This is a genomic window from Archangium gephyra (assembly GCF_042230915.1).
Classification (GTDB): domain Bacteria; phylum Myxococcota; class Myxococcia; order Myxococcales; family Myxococcaceae; genus Archangium; species Archangium gephyra_B.
In genome coordinates, this window is the sequence record NZ_CP102578.1 from 10,399,837 (window position 1) to 10,424,400 (window position 24,564).

Genomic DNA, 24,564 nt, shown 5'->3' on the forward strand with positions numbered 1-24,564 from the left:
GGCCTCAGTGCCCCGGGCCCCTCCCCCGCTTCAGGAAGTCCAGCCGCTGCCGCGCCCCGCGGTGCTGCGGGTCGAAGCGCAACGCCTCCTCCAGCCGCTCCTTCGCCTTCGGCAGGTCCCCCTGGCGGCCGTAGACGTCGGCCAGCACCACCAGCACCTCGGCGTTGTACGGCTGCAGCTCCAGGGAGCGCTCCAGCTCCTGGACCCCGGTGCCCAGGTCTCCCCGGCGCAGAGCCAGCTGGCCGAGCACCACGTGGGGCATCGTCAGCCCCTCCGACTCGGGCTGGTGCGCCAGCGTCTCCAGCGTGGCGAGCCCCCGCGCGTCTCCCGCGAACGCGAGCGGAATGGCGGCCGTCTGGCGCACCCAGAGCGACTTGTCCTTCAGCAGCGGGGCGAGCACGTCCGCCACCTCGCGCGTGCCCGTCATGGACAGCGCCTCGACGAGGTCCGAGCGCAAGGTCGGGTCCGTGGCCGTGGCGAGCGCCGCCTTCAGCGCGGGCCCCGCCTCCTCGCGGAAGCGCTGGGCCAGCAGGTGGGCCGCCACGCCGCGCAGGGACGGCGCCTCCTTCTTGTCCGCCAGCACCTGCTCCAACGGCTGGCGGCTGTCCTCGGCCGTCTTCATGGCGATGGCGTCCGCCAGCCGCATCCGCCGCGCCTGCCGCTGCTTCGCGTTGGGCCACCACTTCTCCAGCGCCGCCTCCATCGTCTCGGGCGAGGCCTTCTCGTGCGTGTGGCACGCGTTGCACGCATTGGGGATGTCGTGCTTCACCGTGTTGCGCGGCACCGGCACGTCGATGGCGTGGTCCACGAAATGGTCCAGCACACCCGACACCGTCGGCGGCATGTGGCAGGCGATGCAGTCCTGCGCCTCGGCCGAGGTGTGGTGCGTGTGCTTGGAGCCCTCGGCGAACACCTTGGCGTGGCAGCCCTGGCAGCTGGCCGAGTCCACCGTCACGCCCTTCGTGAGGCGCTTGGGTTGTTTGACTTCATTGTCCGCGTGCCCGGCGTGGGGCGCGGTATGGCAGGTGAGGCACGTGGCGCCGCCCTGCAGGTAGCAGCGGGACTGGATGAGGGCCTGGTACTCGAAGCTGGACGTCTTCGGGCGCCCGTCCTCGAAGAAGTCGCCGGAGCGCTGGTTGCCCAGCAGCACCACCATGGGCTGGTAGTAGTCCTCGTAGCGCCGGCCCGGCTGGTAGCGGTGCTCCGCGTCCAGCAGCGGGAAGAGCGTGCGGTGCGGCCCGTGGCACTGCGCGCACACCGCCATCCCCTGCTGCGGCGGGAGCTTCGAGGGCTGGATGATGTCCTTGGGCAGCTGCGTGTCCACGTGGCGCGCGCCGGGGCCATGGCAGCTCTCGCACGCCACGCCCGCGTCGGCGAAGCCCGTGCTCCAGTGGTGGCTCTTCCGGTCGTAGCGCGTGTTGAGGCCGGTGACGTGGCAGTCCAGACACGAGTGCTGGCTGTTGCGCTGCCAGTTGGACCAGAAGAAGGGGTGGTCCGGCGTCAGCGCGCCCTGCTTGGACTCGGAGTAGTCCACCCACTCGCCCTTGCCGGTGACGTGGTAGTAGATGGGCAGCACCTGCCAGCGCCCGTCCGGCATCATGGTGACGGGATCCTGCATCCGCTTGCCGCCCACCACCCAGTGCACCGGGTACGCGTCGAGCACCCCGCCAGGCCCCTTCGTGCGCATGGCGAAGTGCGCGTCCTGGGAGCTCATCCACGCCTCGCTGGAGTCCCCCTTGTAATGGGCGTTCTTGAAGTCGCCGACCACGTGGTCCGAGGTGGCCTCCGAGAGCGCGCGGGAATGCCAGTCCTTGCGCCACGCGGAGTGCTCGTCCTCATGGCACTCGCCGCACTTCTCCGAGCCGGCGTAGCCAGGAGGAGGCGGCAGCAGCTCCGCCGTCACCTTCGGCGCGGGTGGAGCGGCCACGGGCCCGGGGGTAGGAGCGGCGCGCACGGCCGTCTCCTTCGCGGCGGTGGCACTGGCGGGTGGAGTGTCCTGTGCGGACTCGCGGCAGGACACAGCTCCGCCGGCCAGCAAAGGGAGGACGGCGGCCGCGAGGAGGAGCGTACGGGAGCGGAGCATGAGCGGGGGGGTCGGAGACAGGGCCAACGCTACCTCAACCACGTGTCGCCTGATGAGGGGCCTCACCCCGCGGGGCCAGAGTCCGTTGGCGCCGCCGGGCACGAAGCTGGCTGCCCAAAACATCCACGAGCCCCAAGGCGGCGAACAGCATCAGCGCCCCGCCCCCCACCGTCACCACGTAGTCCGCCATGCCCGCCTGTCCGCACTCGATGCAGGCAAGCGACGGATCCTCCGGTGAATAACGCAGCTCGACGGGGGCACCGGCCGGGAAGCGCCTCACGTAGTCGTTGGCCTCCTGCACGTTGCCCGTGTCCAGGGCACCGAAGGCGATGGTCTCGGAGGTGTAGCCCTCCGCACCCACCGTGTAGCTGTAGCGCACATGGGGCCGGAAGCTCACCGCCCGCCGGCTGCGCAGCGTCTCCACCTTGGAGGACAGGACCGAGCCCCGCGCCACCGGCCAGTGCTCGCTCGCCCGGGCCCGGTAGACCATCCTCCCGCCGCCGAAGGCGAGCAGGCCTCCGAACACCAGCAGCGCCACTCCGAGCAGCAACCTCTTCATCACGGCAACACCTCGCTCGTCCGCGGCCCCATGGAGAGCTCCTGGCGCACGGTGGCCGTGAGCACCTCCAGGTCCACCGGCTTGTCCAGCACGGCGCTCGCGCCCAGCCGCCGTGCCACCTCACGGATCGCGTCATCCGCGAAGGCCGACAGGAGGACCACCGGGCAGAAGAGCCCGGCCGCCCGCGCCTGGGCGAGCACGTCCAGTCCGGTGAGCCCCGGCCTCCGCACATCCGACAGGAGGAGATCCGGCGGCAGCAGCGGACCGCCATACACCTGCGTCAGCGACACGTAGTCGGACAGCTCGAACCCCTCCTCCAGCGCCACCACCGCGTAGCCCGCTCGCGCCAGCGCCAGCGTCAGCAGCGCCCGCAGCTCGGCATCGTCCTCCGCCAGGAGGATGCGCGGAGGGTGGGGTTGCGATGAATAGAGAGGCGTCAGGGCACACCACCCGCGCGGAGGGAGAACCCCCTTCCACAGCATGGCCCGTGCCAGGATGCTCCCGCCCGGCGGAGGCAGCGCGGAACCGGGTCATTCTGCCCCCGCGGGGCACCCTGCCCCACACGGACCCCTCATCGATTGCGCCGCCGTCCGCGGGCATTATCCCAGGGGGCCCGGAGGGGAGCGAGGCCGGCCCCCCCATCCGCTTCACCCTGGAGAGTCCCTCTTGAGCTCGAACACCAATCGTTACGACCTGTGGGCGCCGGAGACGCGCGCCAACCCCCTGCCCATTTACGCCCGCATGCGGCAGGAGGCGCCCCTCGTCCGCCTGATCGACCCCAACTACAAGACCCCCGTCTGGGTGGCCACCCGCTACAAGGACGCGGTGGAGCTGATGCGAGATGCGCGCTTCACCAAGGACGCCCGCAAGCTGCCCGACGGCACGCCCTCCAAGCAACGGCGCACCGAGACGATGCAGGCCATCAACACGCACATGCTCTCGGCGGATCCGCCGGACCACACGCGCCTGCGCACGCTGGTGTCCAAGGCCTTCACCCCGCGCCGCGTGGAGGAGCTGCGCCCGCGTGTCACCGCCATCGCCCACCGGCTGCTGGACGCCGTGCAGGCCCGCGGCGAGATGGACCTGCTCGACGCCTTCGCCTTCCCCCTGCCGGTGACGGTCATCGCCGAGCTGCTCGGCGTCCCGCAGGAGGACCAGGAGCAGTTCCGCGAGTGGACCAACATCATCATCACCCCGCCCCGCGACGGGAACATGCAGCCCATCGAGGCGGCGGGCAGGCAGTTCGCCCAGTACTTCCAGGGGCTGATGGCCCAGCGCCGGGCCGAGCCCCGGGACGATCTGCTCACCGCCCTGCTCGCCGTGGAGGAGCAGGGAGACCGGCTCTCGCCCATCGAGCTCATCAGCATGCTCTTCCTGCTGCTGGTGGCGGGCCATGAGACGACGGTGAACCTCATCGGCAATGGCGTCTGGGCCCTGCTGACCCACCCGGAGCAGCTGGAACGGCTGCGCGCCAACCCGTCCCTCATCGAGTCCGCGGTGGAGGAGATGCTGCGCTACCGAGGCCCGGTGGAGACCACCACCCACCGCTGGGCCCCGCAGGAGCTCGAGTTCCGCGGCCAGGTGATTCCCGCCGGCGAGAGCGTGCTGGCCTCGCTGCTGGCGGCCGACCACGACCCCGAGCAGTTCCCCGAGCCGGAGCGCTTCGACATCACCCGCGAGCCCAACCGGCACATCGCCTTCGGCTTCGGCATCCACTTCTGCCTGGGCGCGCCCCTGGCCCGGCTCGAGGGCACCATCGCCATCAACCTGCTGCTGGAGCGGCTGCCCCGGCTGCGGCTGGCGGAGGACCCGGCCCGGCTGCGCTGGCGCGATGGCATCCTCGTCAATGGCCTGCAGCGCCTGCCCGTGGCCTTCTGAGCGCACCACCCGGACGTTCATGCCAGGATGGTGGGGACATGCACCTCCCATGTCCCCACTGCCAGCGGCCCCTCATCCCCGGAGCCACGTCGTGTCCGGCTTGCGGCACCTCGCTGCTGCGGGAGGTTTCTCCGGGGAGTGACGAGCCCACGTGCGCCTTCCACCCCCAGCGGGTGAGCCTGGCCATCTGTGACCGCTGCGGCTCCTTCGCCTGCGCCGCGTGCCTGCGGCTCAACTCGCGCGACGAGCTGGTCTGCCAGCGCTGCCATGCGCTCGAGCAGGACGAGCCGCTGCCGTGGGACCAGCGCGAGGAGCTGGGCACGCTCACCGCCTGGTGGAAGACGGTGCTCCACGTGATGTTCCACCCGGACACCTTCCCCACGCTCCGGCCCGAGGGGAGCGGCGGCGGCTCGCTGCTGTTCGCGCTGCTGAGCTCCCTGCCTGGCAGCTTCATGATGGGCCTCACCTACCTGGGCCTCGTCGCCCTCCTGCCCTCGATGTTCCCGGAGGGGACCCAGGCGGCGGGTGACCTGGCGGCGTTGTACGGGCTCTTCATGTTCGCGTTCTTCATGGTGGTGGGCCCGCTCGCCTCGCTGGCCTCCACCGTCATCCTCGCGGGGCTCGACCACCTGGTACTGAGCCTGGGAGGCGTCACCCGGGGCTTCCAGGTGACGCTCCGGGCCCACGCGCTCTCCCAGGCGCCCTGGGTGCTCGGCGCGGTGCCCTGCGTGGGCATCTACGTGGCCCCCTTCTGGGCATTGGTGGCCCGCGCCTTCGCCTACCACGGGCTGCACCGGACGACGTGGGGCGTGGCCCTGGCGGGAACCGTGCTCACGCCCCTGCTCTCCTGCTGCATGTGCGGCGGCGCTTGGCTCTTCATGTTCAACATCCTGGGCCGCCTCACCTGAGCCAGCGCCCGTCTCAGAGGGCGTAGGTGGCGTAGCAGGTGCCCACCGGGCCGGTGCCCGAGGTGGGAGCGGTCGGAGCCGACTGCCACGCGCCCTCGGCGCCGCACTGGTGCCACTGCGAGTCCCCACTGGACTGCACGCACGTGCGCGCCGGCACCGAGCGGCCCAGGGTGGCGGACGAGCAATACGGCCAGGAGGCCGTGCAGGTGGTGGGCTTGGTGGTGGTGCCCGCCGTGAAGGTGCCGTCGGCCTGGCACTGCCGCCAGATGGCGTCCGAGGAGCTCTGCACGCACACGCCCACGGCCACGTTCGCCTCCACCGTGCCCGAGTAGCACGTGACGGTGGTGCCGCCGGTGCCCCAGTTGTACTCGCCCTTGAACTGGTTGTACTTCACCGCCACCAGCGACGAGCCGCCGACGTCGGTGCGGCCGCACTGGATGGCGTACGCGCCCACCCAGGGGGTGTACGTGTAGAGCGCCGCGGTGGCCTTGTTGACCGGCTTCACCGAGCACGGATCCGAGGTGCTCTTGAGCACGCCCGGCTTCCATCCGGAGATGGTGGCCCGGCCCGCGTCCAGGTCCACGAGGTAGCCGCGCAGCTTCTTCGCCGAGCACTCGATCTGCTTGCCGAAGCCCGCGTACGAGGTGCTGCACCCGCCGCTGTCCGGGCAGCCGCAGCCGGTGGCCTTGGCCAGGTTGGTGGAGGTGCCGCTGGTGATGAGGCTCGACTCCGTCTGGATGCGCGCCAGCATGTAGAGCGGGCTGATGGTCTGCAGCTTGGACTGCTCCACGATGAGCGTCGCCGCCGTCTTGTTGTTCCAGGCCGGGTCCTTGTAGGTGGCCAGGTACGAGCCCTTCTGCTGCAGGAACGCCTGCACCTGGGCCACCGTAATCCACTGGCCGCCGGTGATGTCCGTGTCCTCAAGCAGCCGGTGCATGTCGTACTCGGTCGTGGCCGGCTCGAGCACCTGGCCCGTGAGCTCGTCCACCACCACCTCGTCCTCGGACGGACCGCAGCCCACGGCCAACAGCGCCGGCAACAGCAACAGCGTGTATCGCAGCTTCATCTCGTACCTCGGGGATGGCCGCGAAACCGGGCGGGGGGTGCCTGGCCCCACGGCGGGGGGGAGGACGCCTCTTAGCACCAGGAAAGACAGCATTTCCCGTTCTTTCTGAATCTTGAGGGAATCCACCACCCGGGGGGATGTCGAGCGGGCCACATTCACTCCGGCCCCGGGACACTGAGTCCCTGTCGGAGCAGTGCCTACCGTTGTGTCCGGTATTCAGGCCCTGCCGGAGCGACCATGAGCGACGGAGCCGATGGCCCCGCGAAGAAGTCCGACGAGGACATCAAACGCCTGCTGGAGCTCGAGCGGCGCTACCTGGTGAGGGCCCGGAAGGCGCGGACGGCCGCCCCCTCACAGGGAAAGCCACCACCTCCGGAGTCCGAGACCCCGGCGGCTCCGGGCATGGGCCCTCCGCAGGACTTCTGCGGGCTCGCGCTCTCCGGGGGAGGCATGCGCAGCGCGACGTTCAACCTGGGGCTGCTGCAGGGCCTGCATCAGCTGGGGCTGCTGGGGATGTTCGACTACCTCGCCACCGTCTCGGGCGGAGGCTACATCGGTGGCTTCTGGACGGCGTGGCGGCACTACCACGCGCAGAAACCGTGCCCCGGCGCGCCGAAGAAGGCCGGGCTCTTCCCCGAAGAGGACCAGCGGTCCCGCGGGACGCATCTGCCCGAGGTGCGCCACCTGCGCGAGTTCAGCAACTTCCTGAGCCCGCGGCTGGGGCTGCTGAGCCCCGACACGGGACGGATGATCGTCGCGGTCCTGAGCGCCCTCATCCCCTCGCTGCTCGCGGCGCTCTCGCTCATCGTCCTGTCACTCCTGCTCTGGCTGGTGCTCGCCCATTCGCTCATCATCGGGTGGCCGGCGGCGGAGGCCAGCCCGCCGGAGTGGAAGCTGGCCCTCTCCCACGCGCTGATGCTCGTGCTGACGGCGGGGACGCTGTTCGGTTGCGAAGGGCTCCTCCGCCGGCAGCGGGAGCGGGTGCTGAGCAGCCGGGGCATGCAGCAGGCCGACATCCAGGACTCCCTCGAGTCCGAGGCCTCGCGGCTGGGCTACTACATGCCCACCGCGCTGCTGGCGATCGGCCTCGCGCAGTGGCTCTGGCACAGGCTCCTCGCCGTCAACCACGTGAACGCCTGGCACTTCCAGGGAATGTGGCTGCTCGCGCCGCTCGCGCCCGGCATGAACTTCGTCCGGGAGCGGCTCTATGTGTTCGCCCCCGCCCTCGCGTGGTTGGGAGCGGCTGGAGTGCTCGTGCTGCTGCGCTGGCTCGGCTCGCGCTTCGTCACGGAGTGGATGCAACGCACGGAGCTGGCCGCGGTGGACCGGGTGCTCAGCCGCCTGCTGATCCTCGCGACGTTCTGGTCGGTCCTCGCGGTCTTCTGGCTCGGGGGCCGGTTCCTGCGGGATCTCTTCCTGACGTCCCCGAGCCTGCAGGAGTTCTATACCGCGCTGAAGACGGGCCTGGTGGGAAGCGTGGTCGCGCTGATGGCCCTGTTCGCCAAGGTGCAGCAGTTCCTCGGCAGGCGGACGAGCACGCCGGCCAGCCCCAAGATGAAGCACCGGGCCCGGGCCTGGCTGCCCCAGGTCCTGGCGTATGCCATCCTGATGCTGCTCGTGCTCGGAATGGTGCTGTTCATCCTCGGCACGGCGGAAGAGAAGCGGCTCACCTGGCTCGTGGGCGGAGCGGTCCTCATCACCGTGCTCACGCTGCTCTGCTTCGATTCCAACCTCGTGGGGTTGCACACCTTCTACCGGGCCCGCCTCGCGCGCACCTTCATTGGCGCGGCCCATGGCGAGGCACCGGGCCAGACCGAGCCCCATAGCAAGGATGACTTCCGCCTCCACCTGCAGAAGGCCCAGACCGGCCCCCTGCACCTCATCTGCTGCGCGGCCAATGACCTCGCCTCGCAAGATCCCATCGCCAACCTCTACCGGGGAGCCGACAGCGCGGTGCTCTCGTGCGTGGGCTTCTCGGTGGGCTCCGAGTACAAGACGTGGACGAAGATCCGCAAGGAGGGCGGGCTGGTGCCCACCCTGGCCTCGACCATGACGGCCTCCGGAGCGGCCTTCAATTCCCACATGGGCTCCATGTCCATGAAGCTGGGGCCGGCCGTCACCTTCCTCATGACGGCGTTCAACCTGCGGCTGGGCCTGTGGTTGCCGCACCCGACCCGGAGCATCCGGATGCGGTGGTACGAGCGGCTGTGCGTGGGACTGCCCTTCTACCGGGAGCTGCTCGGCCGCTCGCGGGTGCACAGCCACAACGTGCTCCTCTCGGACGGCGGCCACTTCGAGAACCTGGCGCTCTACGAGTTGGTGCGCCGGCGCTGCCGGTTCATCGTGGTCTCCGACTGCGGCATGGACTCGGAGGCCTCGTTCAATGACTTCGCCAATGCCGTGCGGCGCGTGCGCGAGGACTTCGGGGCGGAGATCCGCATCGATCTCTCGCGCCTGCGCGCCGGCAAGGACAAGCCGGCGACCCAGTCGGTCGTCGCCGGAGACATCGAGTACCCGGACGGCAACACCGGGGTGCTGCTGCTCGTCAAGCCCGTGCTGCTGGGCAACGAACCGGCCGACATCACCCAGTACAAGGCGAGCAACTCGGCCTTTCCCCACGAGACGACGGGAGACCAGTTCTACGACGAGGCGCAGTGGGAGTCGTACCGCCGGCTCGGCGAGCATGTCGCGCTCAATGCCTTCCGGCCCATCCTGAGGGAGCTGGAGTCGGCGGAGCCCCTCGCGCCCGCGCAGATCTTCGCCCGCGCCCGCTACGAATGGCTGCCGGTGCCCGAGGGCTTCGAGGAGCGCTTCCCGCGCATCGTGGACCGGGCCGCCTCGCTCGACTCGATGCTGCAGAGCCCGGAGGCGCGGAAGCTGTTCGGGGAGATCTTCAAGGAGATCAGCGAGCTGGACCTGCAAGCCAAGCGATTCGATGAGAGCAAGCGGGTGGGCAGGCTGGTGCCCTGGCGCGGCCCCTCGGAGGACAGCGAACCGGGAGAGGACAGCGAACCGGTGGAGGAGCTCCAGGCCAGTCCCCAGGAGATGTCCGACGCGCTCCACATGATCCGGCGCGCGCTGCTCGTCATGGAGGAGGTGTTCCTCACCGAGGACTTCGCCACCCATTACAACCACCCCGCGTACATGGGGCTCTTCAACTACTTCGCACGCTGGGCCTATGCGCCGCTGGTGCGGACCTGGTGGCCCCTCCTGAAGACGCTGTACTCGCCGCGCTTCACGCACTTCATGGAGGAGCGCTTCAGCCTGCCCAACGTGGAGCGCAGCGACATCGGGCAGCTGTCCGTGAAGATGAAGAACGGCTTCGCGATGTCCTGCTGGCTGGAGCAGGGCGGACTCCCCCCCAAGGCCGAGGAGAAGCTCATCTCGTACCAGCTCAAGCTGCCCCATGGGAGCAAGCCCCAGTACTCCATCCAGGCCGCCCAGCTCATCGTGCGCACGCACCACCATCAGGGGAAAGAGTTGTGCTGGACGCCCAGGGGTGGCCCGAAGAAGAAGGTGGTGGTGTGGCAGGGGGACGACTTCTACGTGCCACCGGGGCTCTGGGGGGCGGGCATCGGCGAGGACTTCCTCCGGCTGGTCACCTCGAGCCCCGACATGTGCAAGCTCGTCGGCCCCATCGAGAAGGGGACCTACCTGGCGGTCCGGTTCCAGGTGAACCGGGAAGTGCCGCCCGCCCGCCGGAAGCGGTGGGCGGACGATCTGCATCTCTATCGCAGCCAGGGGTTCTCGGAGCCCGACAAGGAGCTGACAGCGTGGCTCGAGCAGTTGACGGTGCTCGACGAGCATCCCGCCATGCCATGGACACAGCAGAAGAGCCAGCCCTGGCAGCGTCACTGGTTGACGCGGGTCTACCTCCCCGTGGAGGAGAAGCCGGTACGGCCCGGGGACACGTCCCGCGCCGGCGCCCCGCCTCCGTCCGAGCCGTCCGGATACGGAGAACCGCTGCACTGAGCCGCGCCGAAGGGCTCAGCGTCCGAGCCGGCGGCGGGCCCGCTCCCGAGCCGCCTCGAGCGCCGAGTCCACCCCGCGCTCCTTCGCGGGCGCGTCCTCCGCTGACGCGGCGCCCGGAGTAGCTCCCGGGCTGGCCGGGGTTTCGGGCGCCCTGCCCGCTCCGGCCGTTGCCGCGGAGGGGCCCGGCACCGCTCCGGCTGCCGCGGTGGAAGGAGCCACCGCGCGCCGGAGCCTCGGGCCCGAGAGGAAGCGGCGCACCACCACCTCGGCCAGCAGCACCGCCACCGCCAGGGCCACCAGCCAGGGCGCCAGCGCCACGCGGCCCTCGGACTCGGGCGCCTCGGAGAAGAGGCCCGTCATGGACAGCCGCTCCAGCCCGCCGCCCACGGCCGCCACCCCGCGCAGCACCTCCAGGCCCTCCTGGGTACTGCCGGGCTCGAACTCGGGCGCGTAGGGCAGCGTCACCGGAGGCGCCCGCAGCACCCGCGTGCCCAGCTTCACCACCGGGTGCCACGTGCCGCTGCCCGGCAGCGTGTACTCGGCCGCCACCCGGTCCTCGTCCTCCCAGCGCATGGGCAGCTCCACCGGCGCGCTCCGCCCGTCTCCCGGCAGCAGCACCAGCGAGGGCAGCGCGCCCGGCAGGGCCTCTCCCGGCGCGAAGTCCAGCGTCACCCGCAGCAGGTTGCCCCGCCGCTCCGAGCGCGCCACCGCCTCGCCCGCCTCGCCCGCGCCGCCCATGCTCCAGCGCACCATGCCCTCCAGCGCCGCGCGCAGGCCGCTCCAGGTGCGCAGCTCGCCGGTGAACTCCCCATCCACCTCCGCCATGAAGGCCACCACCCGCCCCGAGCCCCGCGGCCACAGCGCCAGCACCGGCGCCGCGTTGTCATCCAGCGTCCGCATCGCCACGCTCGCGCGCGGCCGCAGGTACGTGAGGTTGTAGCCGCCCACCTGCGGCAGCCCCAGCGCCGGCAGCTTGCCGAGCAGCGGTAGGTCCGGCGCCGCCTCGAGCGAGGCGGGCTCGTCCACGAAGGTGGCCCGCGCCACGGCGATCGTTTCCTGGCTGAAGATGCGCGGCAGGCTCGTCGCGTCCTCGGCGAAGTAGACGCGGCCTCCGCCCTTGGCCGCTATCTCCTCGAGCAGCGCCGCGTCCGGATCCGTCTTCGAGCCCAGGCCAATGACGGACACCGTCACCTTCTGGCCCTGCAGCTCCGAGAGCGTCCGGAGGTAGTCGGCCGGCTCCTCCGAGTCCGCCGCGTCCGAAAAAAGCAGCACGTGCCGCGTGAGCTTGTCGCTGCGGAGAATCTGCTTGCGGCCCTCGCGCAGTGCCTCGCCCACGTAGATGCCGCCGCCGCCGCTGAAGCCCCGCGACACCTCGTCGAGCGGCAGCCCGTTCTCCACGGGGCTCATCGGGAAGATTTCATGCACCTCGGTGTCCACCATGTGCACGGACACCTCGTCCCTCTCGTTGAGCAGCGTGAGCGCGCCCACCACGCCCTCGGCGGCCAGCTCCATCTTCGTGCGCCCGTCCGGCACGGTGGCGCCCATGGAGCAGCTGCAGTCCATCAGCACGCTCATGGCCAGGGCCGTGCGGCGCTGCTCCTCGCGCATCTCCAACGACACCGGCAGCAGCGGCTCCACCGGGGAGCGGCGGTAACCACCCTCGCCGAAGCTGGAGCGGCCGCCCGTCATCACCAGTCCGCCACCGGCCTGCTCCACGTACGAGGCCAGTGCGCGGAGCGCGGGCTCGCCGAGCTGGTTGGCGTCCACGTTCTCCAGCACCACCGTGCCTACGCCGTCCAGGGCATCGAGCGTCAGGGCGAAGGGCGCGCGCACCTCCAGCGTCAGCCCCGCCGAGCGCAGGCCCTTGGCGAGCGTGCCCTCGGGCTGCTTCGTGAGCAGCAGCACCCGGGGCGGGCCCTCCACCCGCAGCACCGCCTGCCCCACGTCGTTCTCCACCACCCCGTCACCGGGCGCCTCCACCGTCAGCCGGTAGGCCACGAGGCCCGGCTCGTCCACCAGGTCGCGGAAGGGCAGCAGGTTGGGCCCGGCCTGGAATTCGAAGGGCCCCTTCACCAGCACGCGGCCGTTGCGCTCCAGGCGCACCGTGCCGGTGACGGGCGCCGAGGCCATCACCGCTCCGGTCAGCTGGAAGGGCTCGTGCGCCTTCACCGCGGCCGGCACGTCCAGCGAGAGCACGGCGAGGTCGAGCGGCGAGTCCTCGCGCGCCACGTGGCGGAAGTCCACGGCGATGCCCCGGGCCGCCAGCCGCCGCGCCGCGCCCCGTGCATCCGCGCCGGTGGCCCGCCCGTCGGACACCACCAGCACCCGGCCCGTGCGGCCCGGGGGAATGAGCGCGCCCGCCGCGTCGAGCGCCGCCGACAGGTCCGAGGCCTCCGCGTCCACCGGCCGGGTGAAGCCGCCGAAGCGCCCCGACTCCGACAAGGGCTGCTCCACCCGGGCCTCGCGCCCGAAGGAGATGACGCCCACCCGGTCGCCGGTGCGCCGCTGCGTCTCCAACAGGCCCACCAGCTCCGAGGCCACGCGCCCGGCGTCGGCGGGCATGGAGCGCGAGCGGTCCACCACCACCACCACGTCGCTGCCCGCGTGGCGCAGCGCCCACTCGGGGCCGGCCAGCGCGCCCACCACGAGCAGCAGCAGCGCCCACCGCAGCGCCATGGGAGGGCCGGGCCGCTGGCCGCGCTTCCACAGGAAGAGGCCCAGCGGGACGAGGAGCACCAGCGCCTGCGGCAGGGAGAAGCTCATTCGGGAGGGGACCGGTCTCTCTCTGGGAGAAGGTCGCCCATGCTACCCACCCGGCTCTGGCCGAGAAAGGGGGCGCTCCTCGTTCGCGTTCGAGTCCCGCGCCTTCCCCTCATCCCGAATCGGGCGGCAAGCAGGTCATCCTCCATCAGGCACGCCGAGGAGCAGGCGAGCGGATCACGTCCGAGCATGCCCCGGAGTCCAGGCTTCACCCCCGGTTCATACCTTGTGCGCCATGAGAAACCCTCCGCGCCCGTTGCTCTGGGTCGTTCTGCTTTTCTCCACCGCCGTCATGGCGCAGTCCCGGCCTTCCGTCTGGGGCGAGAGTGCGATGACGAAGATACGGCCTGACGCCCAGCCAGGCTCCCAGGCCCCGCTGAAACTGGTCGCGGCGCGCAACGAGTTCATCTCCTTCCAGGTCGGGCTCCACGGAGGAGCCGCGGGGCTGACGGGGGTGAGCGCGAGCCTGACCGCACTGGAGGGGCCGAGCCGTATCGAGGGGAAGAGCATCACGCTCCATCAGGAGGTATTCCTCGACATCAAACAACGCTCCACGCCGGACTCGGAGCTCGGACGTTGGCCGGACGGGCTGGTGCCGGACGTGGACGAGACGGTGGGAGAGAAGCGCCGGGCCTTTCCCTTCAACGTCCCCGCGGGTGAAGCCCGTGCCATCTGGGTGGATGTCCTCGTTCCGATGAACGCACCTCCGGGCAGGTACAAGGGCACCGTCCAGGTGAGGGCGGACAACGGGTATCACTCGACCGTGCAGGTCCATCTCACCGTGGTCGATGCGCTCATGCCGAGCACGGCCTCGCTGAGGACGGCCTTCCTCCTGTGGCCCCCGCATGTGTGCCGCGCCTTCACCGGAACGCCGGACTGCTCCGAGGAGACCCTGGTGCCGCTGCTCCAGATGTTCCACCGGCTGGCGCTCGAGCACCGCATCACGCTCGCCAGCGCCTTCCCGCGGTTGCCGGGCCAGGCCACCTGGAACCTGCCGGATTGGGAGACCTTCGAGGCGCGCTGGGGAGCCTTCCTCGATGGCACCGTGCCCTTGCGGCTGCCGGGGGCGAGGATGACGAGCTGGCAGTATCTGGGACCGCCCACCGCCGAGGGCCTCGCGGAGTTCCAGGAGGAGGCCAGGAGGCGGGACTGGCTGTCGCGCGCCTTCGACTACGTCGGTGACGAGCCGCCCTACGGCATCTCCTTCGAGGACGTGGAGCAGCGCGCCACCTTGTCGAGGCAGGCGGCGCCCGACGTGAGCACACTCCTCACCTCCACGGTGACGGATCTGGAGACGTACGACCTGGTCGGGCTCATCGACACCCTCGTCGTGCTGGTCAACTACATGGAGGGGACACGGCCGCCCTACGTGGGAGATCAGAGGGAGCGCTACACGGGGTTCCTGGCCCTGCCGAACCGGGATGTCTGGATGTATCAGAGCTGCATGTCCCACGGCTGCGTCGCCAACGAGTACATGCCCGAGAACCAGCCGGGGCAGGGATGGCCCTCGTACATGATCGACCGGGAGGCCACGAAGGCTCGCGCCCTGGAGTGGGTGTCCTTCCTGGAGGGCGCCACGGGCGAGCTCTACTACCAGACGGTGGGGATGCTCTCCACGGCCTGGACGAACCAGTTCCGCTTCAACGGCAACGGGGATGGGACCCTCTTCTATCCGGGGAGACCCTCGGACATCGGGGGGACCACGCCGGTCCCCTTGCCGTCCATCCGGTTCAAGCTCATCCGCCTCGGCATCCAGGACTACGAGTGGCTCAAGGCCGTGAGCGATGCGGGGGACCCGGAGTTCGCGCGGAGCGTGGCACGCGGGCTCATCCCCACGGCCTGGCAGGTGCCCGATGACGGGGCCGCCTTCGATGAAGCGCGGCTGTGCCTCATCCGAAGGTACCTCGAGCTCACGGGAGCCAGGGACATCGACCCCGAGCTCCCCTCGCGGTGCGCGGGCCCCGCCGCCTCCCAACCGCACAGGTGAGCCCGGTGGGGTGACAGTGGACGGCCCCGGTCTCCACCCGCGTCATCAGATGTTGATGCGGGAGCTGATCGTCCGGACGTCCAGACCCAGCGCGGCGAACTCGGCGGCGCGGGCCCGGAGCAGCTCCACCAGCCGCGGATGCACGTCGTCCTCCTCGTTGGCCAGGATGAGGCCGTAATTCGTCTTGGACAGCATCCAGGAGATCCACAGCATCTCGGTGGCCTCGTCCGGAGCCGGGGCGACCTCCGGGTCCTCCTCGGCCACCAGCACCCCGCCCTTCCCCCAGCGCAGCCCCAGGCACGCGTAGAGGACCTCGCCAGCGTCTTCCCACTGGAGGTTGTTGGCCCACGCGTGCCGGAAGGTCGCGAAGAAGATGACGTAGCGGCAGAGCTGCTTGAGCGCGTCCAGTTCGCCGGGCTGGGGGACATCGGTGTGCGTCACCGCGCTGACGGCCCGCGGCGGCGGCTCCGCGGCCTTCACGTCCAGGTCCATGCGCTCGGACCGCACGAACCACGGAGCGTCCTTCCCCGGCACCCGCGCCCGCAGATAGCGGCACACGAAGGCGGGCACCGAGTGGGCCACGAGGTCGTCCGAGAAGCGCCGCACCTCCCGCCACTCGGCCTCCACCGCGCCGCCGTGCTCGGCGAAGAAGGCGTCGACGTGCTCGCCGAGCAGCCGCCAGAACAGCTGCGCGGCGTGGGCATAGCGGTGCCCCTCGCAGACCGGCGCCGCGGGCGCGAAGCCCCGCCAGTCGTAGCTGCCCATCAGGTGCTGCAGCCGCGCTTCGATGCCCCGCTCGGTCAACGCGCTGGCGCGGGTGATGTAGCCGTTCGGCCCGACCAGGAACCCGCTGGCCGAGTGGTTGATCAAGACCACCTCCCGCAGGTGGGGCATGAGCAGCCAGCGGAGGGGGTTGCGCCGCAGGTTGCGGTGCGCGGCGATGGCGTACTGCTCGACGTTGAAGTGGCACTGCCCGAGGTGATTGCCCAGCTCGGTGTCCAGCGTCGCGCTCATCCGTGCGATGCGCTTGGCGGCCTCCCAACTGGCGCCATCCTCCGGCGTGAAGGTCCGGCGGGTGACCGGTGAGCCGGGCGCCGTCGCCCCTGGCTCCCGCAGCCCCAGGACGATGCGCACGGGCAGCACCCGGCCATCCACCAGACGCAGCCGCACGTCGACATCGGGCAGGCAGTGGATGCCGTCCTGCTCGTAGGCATTCCAGGGGAAATAGAGCCGGAAGGCACAGACATCGCCGGGCACCTCGGGATCCCGGTCCATGACCGTCGCGAACATGCCGTTGAGCAGGCGTTCGCCGAAGAAGGCATCGCCGCGGGAGGAGCCCGGTGCCTCCCGCTCCATGCGGACGGTCATCGACTCGGGGTAGTCGGCCTGTAGCCGGGCCACGCTGGGAGTCTGGCCGAGGCGGATCTGCAGCAGGTGCTGGCGCTTGATGAGCTCGATGGGGGACACCGCCTTCAGCATCGCCAGGGAACGACCCGGGGCGTACGCCGTCGGCGGAGTGCCCTCCTCGGTGACGAACAGCCGGGCCAGGGGAGTCGCCGGATCGTACTCCCAGTACGGCAGCCGGAGGGTCCCGAAGTCGTAGTGAAGGCCGCCGTGGTCGTCGGGGCCCCGTTGCGAGCCGATGCGCCGCCAGGCCTCCACCACCCGCCCGTCCTTGCGGAAGGTGTGCTGGGGCTCGAAGAAGCAAAGCTCCAGGTCCGGCAGGTCTCCAATCCCCGCGTCGGCGGGATCGTAGCGGATCGCGAAGTGCCCATCGCCATCCGTGAAGCCCTCGCCCAGGAAGTCGTCCGGAGCGCCGGGGTCCCGGTCCCACAGCTCGACCTTGAGGTGGTGCAGGGGAAGGGGTCCCTGGGGGCCGTCCTGCTCGAAGACCAGCCTTCCGGTGGCGACGGCGGGCAGGGTGGAGGGGTCCCGGGTGGCCCGGGGCGCGCGGACACGCGGGGCCAGCTCGCGGCTGACGGCAACGCGCTCCTCGGGACTCAGGCTCGCGTACCACCTGGCCAGCTCGGCGGGCTCGAGGAGGGCGGGCTCGGCATCCTGGGCCTCGAGGCCCAGGGCCGACATCAAGCGGCTCAACGCGCGACTCATCAGCCCAGCTCCCGGCAGAGCACCTCGGGGCCGCTGTCGTGGAGGGTGCCGCGGGGGCCGGGGCTCATGCCCTGGGGAAGGTACCAAAGAGCGGAGACGCTCCGAAACCGCGCGGAGATTCTCTGAAATCGAGAGGAGCGGGCCTCGGTGAGGGGCGCGCTGCATGGCTTGTCGCGCGCATCTCGAGCGCCCTACGGTAGCGAGGCTTCACACGAGGGGATTTCATGAGCGTCGAGTACAAGATCACGATCCGCACGAGCGCACGGTTTGGCTCGGGGACGGACGGTGAGATCAGCGTCGTCCTGGTTGGCACGCACGGCGAGAGCGAGCCGCACACACTGGACAAGCGCTTCCACAACGACTTCGAGGCGGGAGCGGAGGGCGTCTACGAGCTCGAGACCCGGGAGCTCGGTGAGCTGCTCCTGCTTCGGTTCTCCAACTCCAAGGGCCTCGCGGGCGACTGGCTCCTCGACTCCGCCGAGGTCACCTCCGGAGAGAGAAGCTGGTACTTCCCCTACTTCCGCTGGATCCTGAGCAACTCGACGGCCGAGGTCCTCGCGGGCACGGCGCGGCTCCCGCAGCACGTGCGGCACGAGCGGGAGGTGCTCGCCCGCCGCGCGCAACTCGAGCGCCGCCGGCAGATGTACGCCTGGCGCCCCGCCGAGGCGACCGCTGGACTGCCCGGCGCGTTCGACATCAGCGAGGAGCGGCCTCTCCCGAAGGACGAGCTCTACCGGGGCCTGGGTGACGGCAGTTACGCGGTCGTCATCGCCAAGACGATCACCACGCTCAAGCTGCACATGCCCGTGCTGACCAGCGCCTGGAACGGACTGGTGGACACGCTCGACCTCTTCAAGCACCTGGAGGCCCCCCAGGTCACCCAGCGGTGGCAGGACGACTACGAGTTCGCGCGGCAGGCCGTCCAGGGGGTCAACCCGGTCCACATCCAGCTCATCACCGCCCTGCCGGACGGTTTGCCGCTCGCGGACGGCGACCTCCGCGGGCTGCTCTCGCCCGGCAGCTCGCTGGCCCAGGCGCTCGCGGCGAAGCGGGTCTTCCTGCTCGACTTCGAGATCCTCGACGGCATCCCGATGTTCCGCAAGGTCAACGAGGACGGCGTCGAGGAGCGGCGCTGGGCACCATCGGCCCGGTGCCTCCTGTACCTCGACGACACCCGGCAGCTCCGGCCGATCGCCATCCAGCTCGGCCGCGACCCCGAGCAGGATCCGGTGTTCACCCCGAATGACACCGCGCACGACTGGCTCGCCGCGAAGATCTATCTCCGCTGCAGCGAAGGCAACACCCACCAGATGGTCACGCACGCGCTGCGGACGCACTTCGTGGTGGAGCCGTTCGTCATGGCGACGATGCGCAACCTCCCGGATCCGCACCCCGTCTACAAACTGCTGCGCCGCCACTTCCGCTACACCCTCGCCATCAACGATGGGGCGCGCAAGGGCCTGCTCGACGAGGGCGGCGTGTTCGACGACTTCATCGCCACCGGAGGCCCCGGCAAGGGTCACATCAAGCTGGGCCAGAAGGGTTACCTGCGCTGGAAGCTGACGGACAACAAGCCCCGGCCGGACTTCGAGCGCCGTGGCGTCCTCGACCCGGAGATCCTGCCCTACTACCCCTACCGTGACGACGCGCTGCCCCTGTGGGATGCCCTCGAGGAGTACGTCGGCGGCGTGCTCGGTCACTTCTACAAGTCCGACGCCGACCTCGTGGGCGACACCGAGATGCAGGCGTGGTGGGCCGATCTCACCGAACGGGGACTGCCCGCCGACAAGCTGCCCTGCACCCGGCTGACGCGCGTGGCGGACCTCGCCGACATCCTCTCCACCGTTCTCTTCACGGGCAGCGTCCAGCACGCCGCGGTGAACTATCTCCAGTACGAGCACTACGCCTTCGTGCCGAACGCGCCGCTGTGCATGCGCCGGGAGCCGCCCAGGAAGAAGGGGGTTCTCGGCCCGGACGACCTGGCCGGGATGATCCCGACCCGCTCCCAGACGCTCTGGCAGGTCGCCATCGGACGAGCGCTCGCCAGCTTCGGTGAGGACGAGGAGTTCCTGCTCCACGAGGGCGGCTGGCGTGAGGACTACTTCAAGGAACCTGGGCTGGCCGAGATCCACGAGCGGTTCCACGACCGGTTGCGCGTCCAGCTCGCCGCGGTGAAGGCACGCAACGCGAAGAGCGACGTGCCCTACACCGTCCTGCAACCCGACAAAATCCCCTGCGGGATCACCGTCTGAGCCACTGCTCATCCCGTGGCGGTGCCGCTGGCCCCACCCCAGCCGGAGCCGCCCGGCAGCGCCACACCAGAACCTCGGAGGAGAGCTCCCGTGCCGAACCTGCTGTCTCGAAGTGTGTTCAACCTGTTCTTTGGGGCCAGGCGCAAGGCCCTGGGGAACCTCCCCGGGCCGCAGCCCGGCATTCTCGGCACCGCCGGGGATTTCCTCGGCGGTAGCCCGGCCTGGGACGTCTGCGCGCGGTATGGACGCGAGTATGGGGGAGTCACCCTGATCTGGATGCTCGGCAATCCGGCGTTGGTGCTCAACGACCCCGTCCTCATCGAGCAGGTGCTCGACTCCCGCCGGATGGAGTTCGAGAAGGGCTCGGTCAGCGAGGAGATCAAGCCGGCCACGACGCACCACGCGCTCTTCATCGCGAAGCAGAGCGAGGACTGGACCGCCAAGCGCCGGGCAGACCCCTTCGAGCAGCCGTGGACCGGGGACTGGTTGGCCGCCCAGGTGGGTCCGATGCAGGCGGCGATCTCCCAGTCCGTGGAGGCCCTCGCTGGTGGAGCGCCCATCGAGCTCACGCCCGTGCTGCGCCGGTTGACATTCGACACCTTCGCGGTCGCCGCGGTCGGCGAGAAGCTCCCGGACTCCGTGTTCGACGACTTCATGCTGCTCGCGAAGGGCGCTGACGCGCGAATCCAGGCGAAGCTGCCCTTGAGGTTCGTCTCGCTGCCCAAGGGCTTCGAGGCCGCCCGGGAGCGCTTCTACGGGCACTTCGCCGAGCGAGTCCGCAAGGCGCGCCAGGCCCCCAACCCGGAGGCGGCCGATCTGCTGGCGCGGACGCTGCGCGAGAGGCCCGGCATCAACGACGAGGTGCTCGCGCACGTCATCGGACATGTCTTCTTCGGCGGTGTCTTCTCGTCGAGCACCACCCTGGTCGGCGCGTTCCACCAGCTGCAGAAGCACCCCGAGGCCGAGCAGCGTCTCGCGGCCGAGGCCGCCGGGTTGGCCCGAGAGAAGCTGACCCTCGAGCGGCTGCGCGGCGCGCGCTGGATCGAAGCCATCACGTACGAGTCGTTGAGGCTGCTTCCGGCGGTCCGCATCTTCACCCGCACGCCGTCCGCCGACGTGAAGCTCGCCGGAGCCACGCTGCCCGCGGGTTCGACGATCATGATCTCGAACCAGCACCTGCACCGGGATCCCGCCCACTGGCCCAACCCGGACACCTTCGAGCCCACCCGATGGCTGGACGGAGGCGTGGCGCGCGACCCCCTCGGCAGCGGTCACTTCTTCCCGTTCGGGCGTGGCCCACGCGAGTGCGTGGGAGCCGCGTTCGCCATGGTGTTCTTGCGGACGGCGCTCGCGACGATCGCCGCGCGCGCGAAGGTCCACGTCGACTCGACGGAACCCTTCGAGGAGGGGTTCTTCTTCGGCGTGGTCCTCCCGAAGGGCGTCACCGGGCGGTTCGTCGCACGCTGAGAGCCGGGCGATGTCCCCTCAGCGGAAGATCACGGGCGCCGCGTCCGGCGGCCCCGGTATCCACCCGCCTGAGCAGCTATGGTGGGACGCCACCCGCCCCACGTGAAGCCGGGCCGGGCTTCAGTCCACCCACACGCCGTCCCGGAGGCATCGATGCCGCGCCCCTCCCACTGTGTCGCCGTGCTCACGGCGCTGGTCCTCCTCACCGCGCCGGCCGCCTCCGCGCAGGGAGTCCCGCAGGAGCCACCACCTCAGCACCGGCTCGTGTACCGCAACCTGCTGGTGGCCCGGCTCAACCCGCTGGGCCTGTTGGACGAGGCGCGGCTCAGCTACCGCTACCGGCTCTATCGCAGTGAATCGCCCGCGCTGCGCGACAACTTCGTGAGCATCGGCCTCGCCCCCGGGGTCAGCCCCGCCTTCGGACGGCTCGGGGTGGTGGCGGAGGTCCAACCGCTCAGCATCCTCCAGCTCTGGGGCATGTATGAGTTCGTTGCCAACTTCGGCACCTTCCGGCAGCTGCAGTCCTTTCCCTCGGCGCGCTCGGACTTCAGCGATACGGAGCTGTATGCCCGCGATGAGCTGCCCGCGGGAGACGCCCGAAGGCCCTATGCCAACACGGGCACGCAACTGACGCTCGGCGCGACGCTCCAGTTCAAGGTGGGCCCGGTGGTGGCGCGCAGTCTCTTCCGGCTGGTCCGCCCCGACATGTCCCTGCGCGAGGGAGACCGCGTCTTCTACGACATCTATTACGACGTGCTCGCGCCCAACCGGGGCTGGTACTTCGTCAACGACGCCGACCTGCTGTACCAGACGGGGCGGGGCCTCACGGTCGGTCTTCGCTGGGCGTCCTCGCACGCCTTCTACGGCCCGGAGCACTTCGCACCCGGCGAGCCCCAGGAGAACCTCAACACCACCCACCGCCTGGGCCCCGTGGTGGCCTACACCTTCGCGGAGCGGGAGGGCGCGCGCTTCAACTCGCCCACCGTGCTGTTGATGGTCAACTGGTGGCTCACCCACCGCTACCGCACGGGCGCGGACTCCTCCGCCTTCTTCCCGTATCTGGCGCTCGGCTTCTCCTTCTCCGGCGACCTGCTGCCCGCCCCTCGCCCGTGAAATCTCCGTGAGGCAAGCTTCAGGGGGGACGCCCATGACCACCGGACAGCGAAGGGATCCAGGCGCGGCCGGGCTGGGAGCACTGCTGCTCGGCCTGCTGACGGCGCCGTGGATCTATGTGACGTTGTTCGGCGCGCTCTTCGCCTTTCCGTTGCCCTTCGCGGTGGTAGCGGCCCCCCTGCTGCTCGGAGCGACGCTCAATCTCGGGCTGGAAGCATTCAGCCGTCTCCGCGGCTTCGAGCGGACACGGCTGGCCGGGGCGGTGATTTCGTCGGGGCTCGTGCTCGCGATCCTCTGGGTGTTGTCGGGCTTCACCCTGCTCACCCAGGCGGAGCGGGTGGGGCTGTTCGCGACCGTCTGGCTCGGGTCCACCCTGGCGTGGCTCATCGTCTCGCTGCCGATGGGGGCGATCGGACCGGAAGTCCTCCTGCGCTCGCGCCTGACCTCGCCCGCGCGACAGTGGGCCGCGCTGGCCACGGCGCTCATCCTGTTCGGAGTGCTGTCCGCGCTCGCCTGGAGCCATCTGACGACGCCCGCGAGTTTCATCGGCGGCCCGACCTCGCCGGATCCGATCGGGTGATGGCCAGGGGGCGGCTGACGCCCCCCTGAGTGCTCTCCTGCCGGCAGGACAGGAGCCGTACCCGCCCGGCGGGGGTTGCGCGCACGCTGGAGTGCCCTAGGTGCCATGACAGCTCGGAACTCCTGGAAGGAAGCCACCCACGCTCGGCCCGGATGAAGGCTGCCGAGCATGTCTCCCGAGGGCTCCTGGCCATGCGGGTGCTGGTCCGCAGCCTTGGGTATCCCCACTCTGGGTCTATGCGGACTGACCTCCCAGTGATGGAGCGCGCCGTGGCCGTGGGCCGCGTGAGCCCGCGTGGCGTACGACTATGGATGCGCTCGCCAGGAGGGGGCGCGCACCGGCTCGAGCTCTGGCTGGACAGCGTGCCCTCGGAGCGCCTCACCTACGCCTTCGACATGGGCGACCGCGCGCACAGCGACCATACCCATGCCTTCGCCTACCCGGACGATATCCCCGGGGCCCGCCCCCTCGAGCCCGTCACACGCTACGGCTTCCGCATCAGCCGGGCGGATGGCGTGCTCGTGGGAGAGGGCCGCTTCGAGACGCTCCCCGCCCGGGCCTCGCAGATGCCCCGGCGGTTCTGCATCGGCGTGGCGAGCTGCCACCAGCCCTTCGACGACCAGGGCGAGATGCACGAGATGGGGCTGCGGATGCTGCGCGTCGCGCGCACCGCCTGGGAGCGCTGTGACGTCAAGCAGGTGCTCTGGGTGGGAGACCAGCTCTACGCGGACTTCCCCGAGAGCCAGTCGCTCTTCGAGCCGAAGTACTTCAAGACGGTGGCCCCCCCGGGCCGCGAGAGCCTGCTGGAGTGCACCCACGACGAGGCGCTCGCGGTGTACCAGGGGCGCTACCGGCGCAACTGGGGCCACCCGGCCTGGCTGGAGCTCCAGGCGTGCTTTCCGGGCTACCCCATCCTCGATGACCACGAGGTGGCGGACAACTACGGCACCCTGCCCAAGCACCACCGCAAGAAGTGGCGCCATCTGCGCGACGCGGCCGAGGAGGCCTACCGCAACTACCAGCACTCGCGGGTGGAGCCCTCGCGCCCCGGCTTCGAGGGCCCCTACGACTACACCTTCGAGTACGGCGCCGCGGCGGGCTACGTGCTCGACGTGCGCTCGGAGCGGCGCTCCGCGGACGGGGACCATGCGCGCGTCTTCTCGCCACACCAACTGGAGCGCTTCGCGACCTGGCTGAACGCGAATGACTCCGCCCCGGTGCTCTTCATCGTCGTGAGCGTGCCCCCGTTCTTCATGCCCGGCTGGCTCTCCCGCATTGCCCGCTACGTGCCGGGCAGCTTCCGCGACGATGCGCACGACCGCTGGACGCACCCGCAGTACCGCGCCGACCGCTGCCGCATGCTGGAGCTCATCCGCAACCACCAGCAGCACCACCCCCGGCAGCGGGTGGTGATGGTGAGTGGAGACGTCCACGTGGGCTATGCGGCCCGGTGCGACTGGCGCACGGACCCACCGACCTCGCTCTACCAGTTCGTGTCGAGCTCCATCACCCACAAGCTCTCCTCGCTCGACTGGCACCTGGCGCGCCACGTGCCACGCACGCACTTCCGGATGGGGGACCTCGAGGGGACGTGGGCGCGCATCCACCTGCTGGGAGGCCCCATGGCGCGCGTGCTCGAGCAGCCGGTGGGCGGCCTCAACGTGGGCACCATCGAGGTGGAGCTCGAGGGAGACGTCGCACGGCTCAACTTCAAGCTCTTCGGCGAGGACGAGGACACCCCCGGCGAGCCCAAGCTGCTGTTCGAGTCGGGCTTCCAGTAGGCCCCAGCCGGTTGAGCCCGGGAAGCGCCGGGTGATAGGTCAGGGCGGC

The 24,564-nt window shown here is 70.3% G+C and carries 15 protein-coding genes; 9 read left to right on the forward strand and 6 right to left on the reverse strand.

The genetic code is table 11. From position 1 onward, the window contains the following. Positions 1 to 4: 4 nt before the first annotated feature. The 3 genes from NR798_RS40885 to NR798_RS40895 form a co-directional block, all read right to left on the reverse strand. Positions 5 to 1,954 (reverse strand): multiheme c-type cytochrome, encoded by a 1,950-nt coding sequence (locus tag NR798_RS40885; RefSeq protein WP_375768008.1) that lies wholly within the window; start codon positions 1,952 to 1,954, stop codon positions 5 to 7. Between the two features lie 163 nt (positions 1,955 to 2,117). After that, on the reverse strand, positions 2,118 to 2,642 hold the full coding sequence (locus tag NR798_RS40890) for a DUF3592 domain-containing protein (RefSeq protein WP_375768009.1): 525 nt from the start codon (positions 2,640 to 2,642) through the stop codon (positions 2,118 to 2,120). Beyond that, positions 2,642 to 3,124, reverse strand: coding sequence for a response regulator (locus NR798_RS40895; RefSeq protein WP_375768010.1), 483 nt, complete (start codon positions 3,122 to 3,124; stop codon positions 2,642 to 2,644). Before NR798_RS40895 ends, NR798_RS40890 begins: the two co-directional genes overlap by 1 nt. 184 nt (positions 3,125 to 3,308) lie before the next feature. Here NR798_RS40895 and NR798_RS40900 point away from each other — a divergent pair, with 184 nt between their 5' ends. Together NR798_RS40900 and NR798_RS40905 are read left to right on the forward strand one after the other, a co-directional pair. Beyond that, positions 3,309 to 4,520 (forward strand): cytochrome P450, encoded by a 1,212-nt coding sequence (locus tag NR798_RS40900; protein ID WP_375768011.1) that lies wholly within the window; start codon positions 3,309 to 3,311, stop codon positions 4,518 to 4,520. A gap of 38 nt (positions 4,521 to 4,558) precedes the next feature. Beyond that, positions 4,559 to 5,428: a YIP1 family protein gene (locus NR798_RS40905; protein ID WP_375768012.1), complete on the forward strand. Its 870-nt coding sequence runs from the start codon at positions 4,559 to 4,561 to the stop codon at positions 5,426 to 5,428. 13 nt (positions 5,429 to 5,441) lie between these two features. Here the strand turns inward: NR798_RS40905 and NR798_RS40910 are convergent, their stop codons facing one another. Continuing rightward, positions 5,442 to 6,494, reverse strand: a complete 1,053-nt coding sequence (locus NR798_RS40910; RefSeq protein WP_375768013.1) for a hypothetical protein — start codon at positions 6,492 to 6,494, stop codon at positions 5,442 to 5,444. A gap of 237 nt (positions 6,495 to 6,731) precedes the next feature. Between NR798_RS40910 and NR798_RS40915 the strand changes: the two genes are divergently transcribed. After that, the gene (locus NR798_RS40915) at positions 6,732 to 10,466 is read left to right on the forward strand and encodes a hypothetical protein (protein ID WP_375768014.1); all 3,735 of its coding nucleotides are present in this window, start codon (positions 6,732 to 6,734) and stop codon (positions 10,464 to 10,466) included. Between the two features lie 15 nt (positions 10,467 to 10,481). Here the strand turns inward: NR798_RS40915 and NR798_RS40920 are convergent, their stop codons facing one another. Next, complete coding sequence (locus NR798_RS40920; RefSeq protein ID WP_375768015.1) at positions 10,482 to 13,229, reverse strand: VWA domain-containing protein; 2,748 nt, start codon at positions 13,227 to 13,229, stop codon at positions 10,482 to 10,484. Between the two features lie 328 nt (positions 13,230 to 13,557). On the opposite strand from NR798_RS40920, the gene NR798_RS40925 reads away from it, so the two are divergent. Next, positions 13,558 to 15,213, forward strand: a complete 1,656-nt coding sequence (locus NR798_RS40925) for a glycoside hydrolase domain-containing protein (protein ID WP_375768016.1) — start codon at positions 13,558 to 13,560, stop codon at positions 15,211 to 15,213. Between the two features lie 45 nt (positions 15,214 to 15,258). On the opposite strand, the gene NR798_RS40930 is transcribed toward NR798_RS40925, so the two are convergent. Beyond that, positions 15,259 to 17,322 carry a lipoxygenase family protein gene (locus NR798_RS40930; protein ID WP_375768017.1) on the reverse strand — a complete coding sequence of 688 codons (2,064 nt, stop codon included), beginning with the start codon at positions 17,320 to 17,322 and terminating at the stop codon, positions 15,259 to 15,261. Between the two features lie 224 nt (positions 17,323 to 17,546). Here NR798_RS40930 and NR798_RS40935 point away from each other — a divergent pair, with 224 nt between their 5' ends. The 5 genes from NR798_RS40935 to NR798_RS40955 all read left to right on the forward strand — a co-directional run bounded on the left by NR798_RS40935 (position 17,547) and on the right by NR798_RS40955 (position 24,515). Continuing rightward, complete coding sequence (locus NR798_RS40935) at positions 17,547 to 19,574, forward strand: lipoxygenase family protein (RefSeq protein WP_375768018.1); 2,028 nt, start codon at positions 17,547 to 17,549, stop codon at positions 19,572 to 19,574. 90 nt (positions 19,575 to 19,664) lie between these two features. Continuing rightward, positions 19,665 to 21,041 carry a cytochrome P450 gene (locus NR798_RS40940; RefSeq protein ID WP_375768019.1) on the forward strand — a complete coding sequence of 459 codons (1,377 nt, stop codon included), beginning with the start codon at positions 19,665 to 19,667 and terminating at the stop codon, positions 21,039 to 21,041. Positions 21,042 to 21,194: 153 nt separating this feature from the next. Beyond that, positions 21,195 to 22,154: a hypothetical protein gene (locus tag NR798_RS40945; RefSeq protein ID WP_375768020.1), complete on the forward strand. Its 960-nt coding sequence runs from the start codon at positions 21,195 to 21,197 to the stop codon at positions 22,152 to 22,154. Positions 22,155 to 22,188: 34 nt separating this feature from the next. Continuing rightward, positions 22,189 to 22,734, forward strand: coding sequence for a hypothetical protein (locus NR798_RS40950; protein WP_375768021.1), 546 nt, complete (start codon positions 22,189 to 22,191; stop codon positions 22,732 to 22,734). Positions 22,735 to 23,045: 311 nt separating this feature from the next. Then, positions 23,046 to 24,515: an alkaline phosphatase D family protein gene (locus tag NR798_RS40955; protein WP_375768022.1), complete on the forward strand. Its 1,470-nt coding sequence runs from the start codon at positions 23,046 to 23,048 to the stop codon at positions 24,513 to 24,515. Positions 24,516 to 24,564 lie beyond the last annotated feature (49 nt).

Bases quoted from the DNA above. Each gene is read 5' to 3' on its own strand.
- NR798_RS40920 (WP_375768015.1), bottom strand. From the start codon at position 13,229: ATGAGCTTCTCCCTGCCGCAGGCGCTGGTGCTCCTCGTCCCGCTGGGC.
- NR798_RS40915 (WP_375768014.1), top strand. From the start codon at position 6,732: ATGAGCGACGGAGCCGATGGCCCCGCGAAGAAGTCCGACGAGGACATC.
- NR798_RS40910 (WP_375768013.1), bottom strand. From the start codon at position 6,494: ATGAAGCTGCGATACACGCTGTTGCTGTTGCCGGCGCTGTTGGCCGTG.
- NR798_RS40945 (WP_375768020.1), top strand. From the start codon at position 21,195: ATGCCGCGCCCCTCCCACTGTGTCGCCGTGCTCACGGCGCTGGTCCTC.
- NR798_RS40925 (WP_375768016.1), top strand. From the start codon at position 13,558: ATGACGAAGATACGGCCTGACGCCCAGCCAGGCTCCCAGGCCCCGCTG.
- NR798_RS40905 (WP_375768012.1), top strand. From the start codon at position 4,559: ATGCACCTCCCATGTCCCCACTGCCAGCGGCCCCTCATCCCCGGAGCC.
- NR798_RS40930 (WP_375768017.1), bottom strand. From the start codon at position 17,322: ATGAGTCGCGCGTTGAGCCGCTTGATGTCGGCCCTGGGCCTCGAGGCC.
- NR798_RS40950 (WP_375768021.1), top strand. From the start codon at position 22,189: ATGACCACCGGACAGCGAAGGGATCCAGGCGCGGCCGGGCTGGGAGCA.
- NR798_RS40955 (WP_375768022.1), top strand. From the start codon at position 23,046: ATGCGCTCGCCAGGAGGGGGCGCGCACCGGCTCGAGCTCTGGCTGGAC.
- NR798_RS40935 (WP_375768018.1), top strand. From the start codon at position 17,547: ATGAGCGTCGAGTACAAGATCACGATCCGCACGAGCGCACGGTTTGGC.
- NR798_RS40890 (WP_375768009.1), bottom strand. From the start codon at position 2,642: ATGAAGAGGTTGCTGCTCGGAGTGGCGCTGCTGGTGTTCGGAGGCCTG.
- NR798_RS40895 (WP_375768010.1), bottom strand. From the start codon at position 3,124: ATGCTGTGGAAGGGGGTTCTCCCTCCGCGCGGGTGGTGTGCCCTGACG.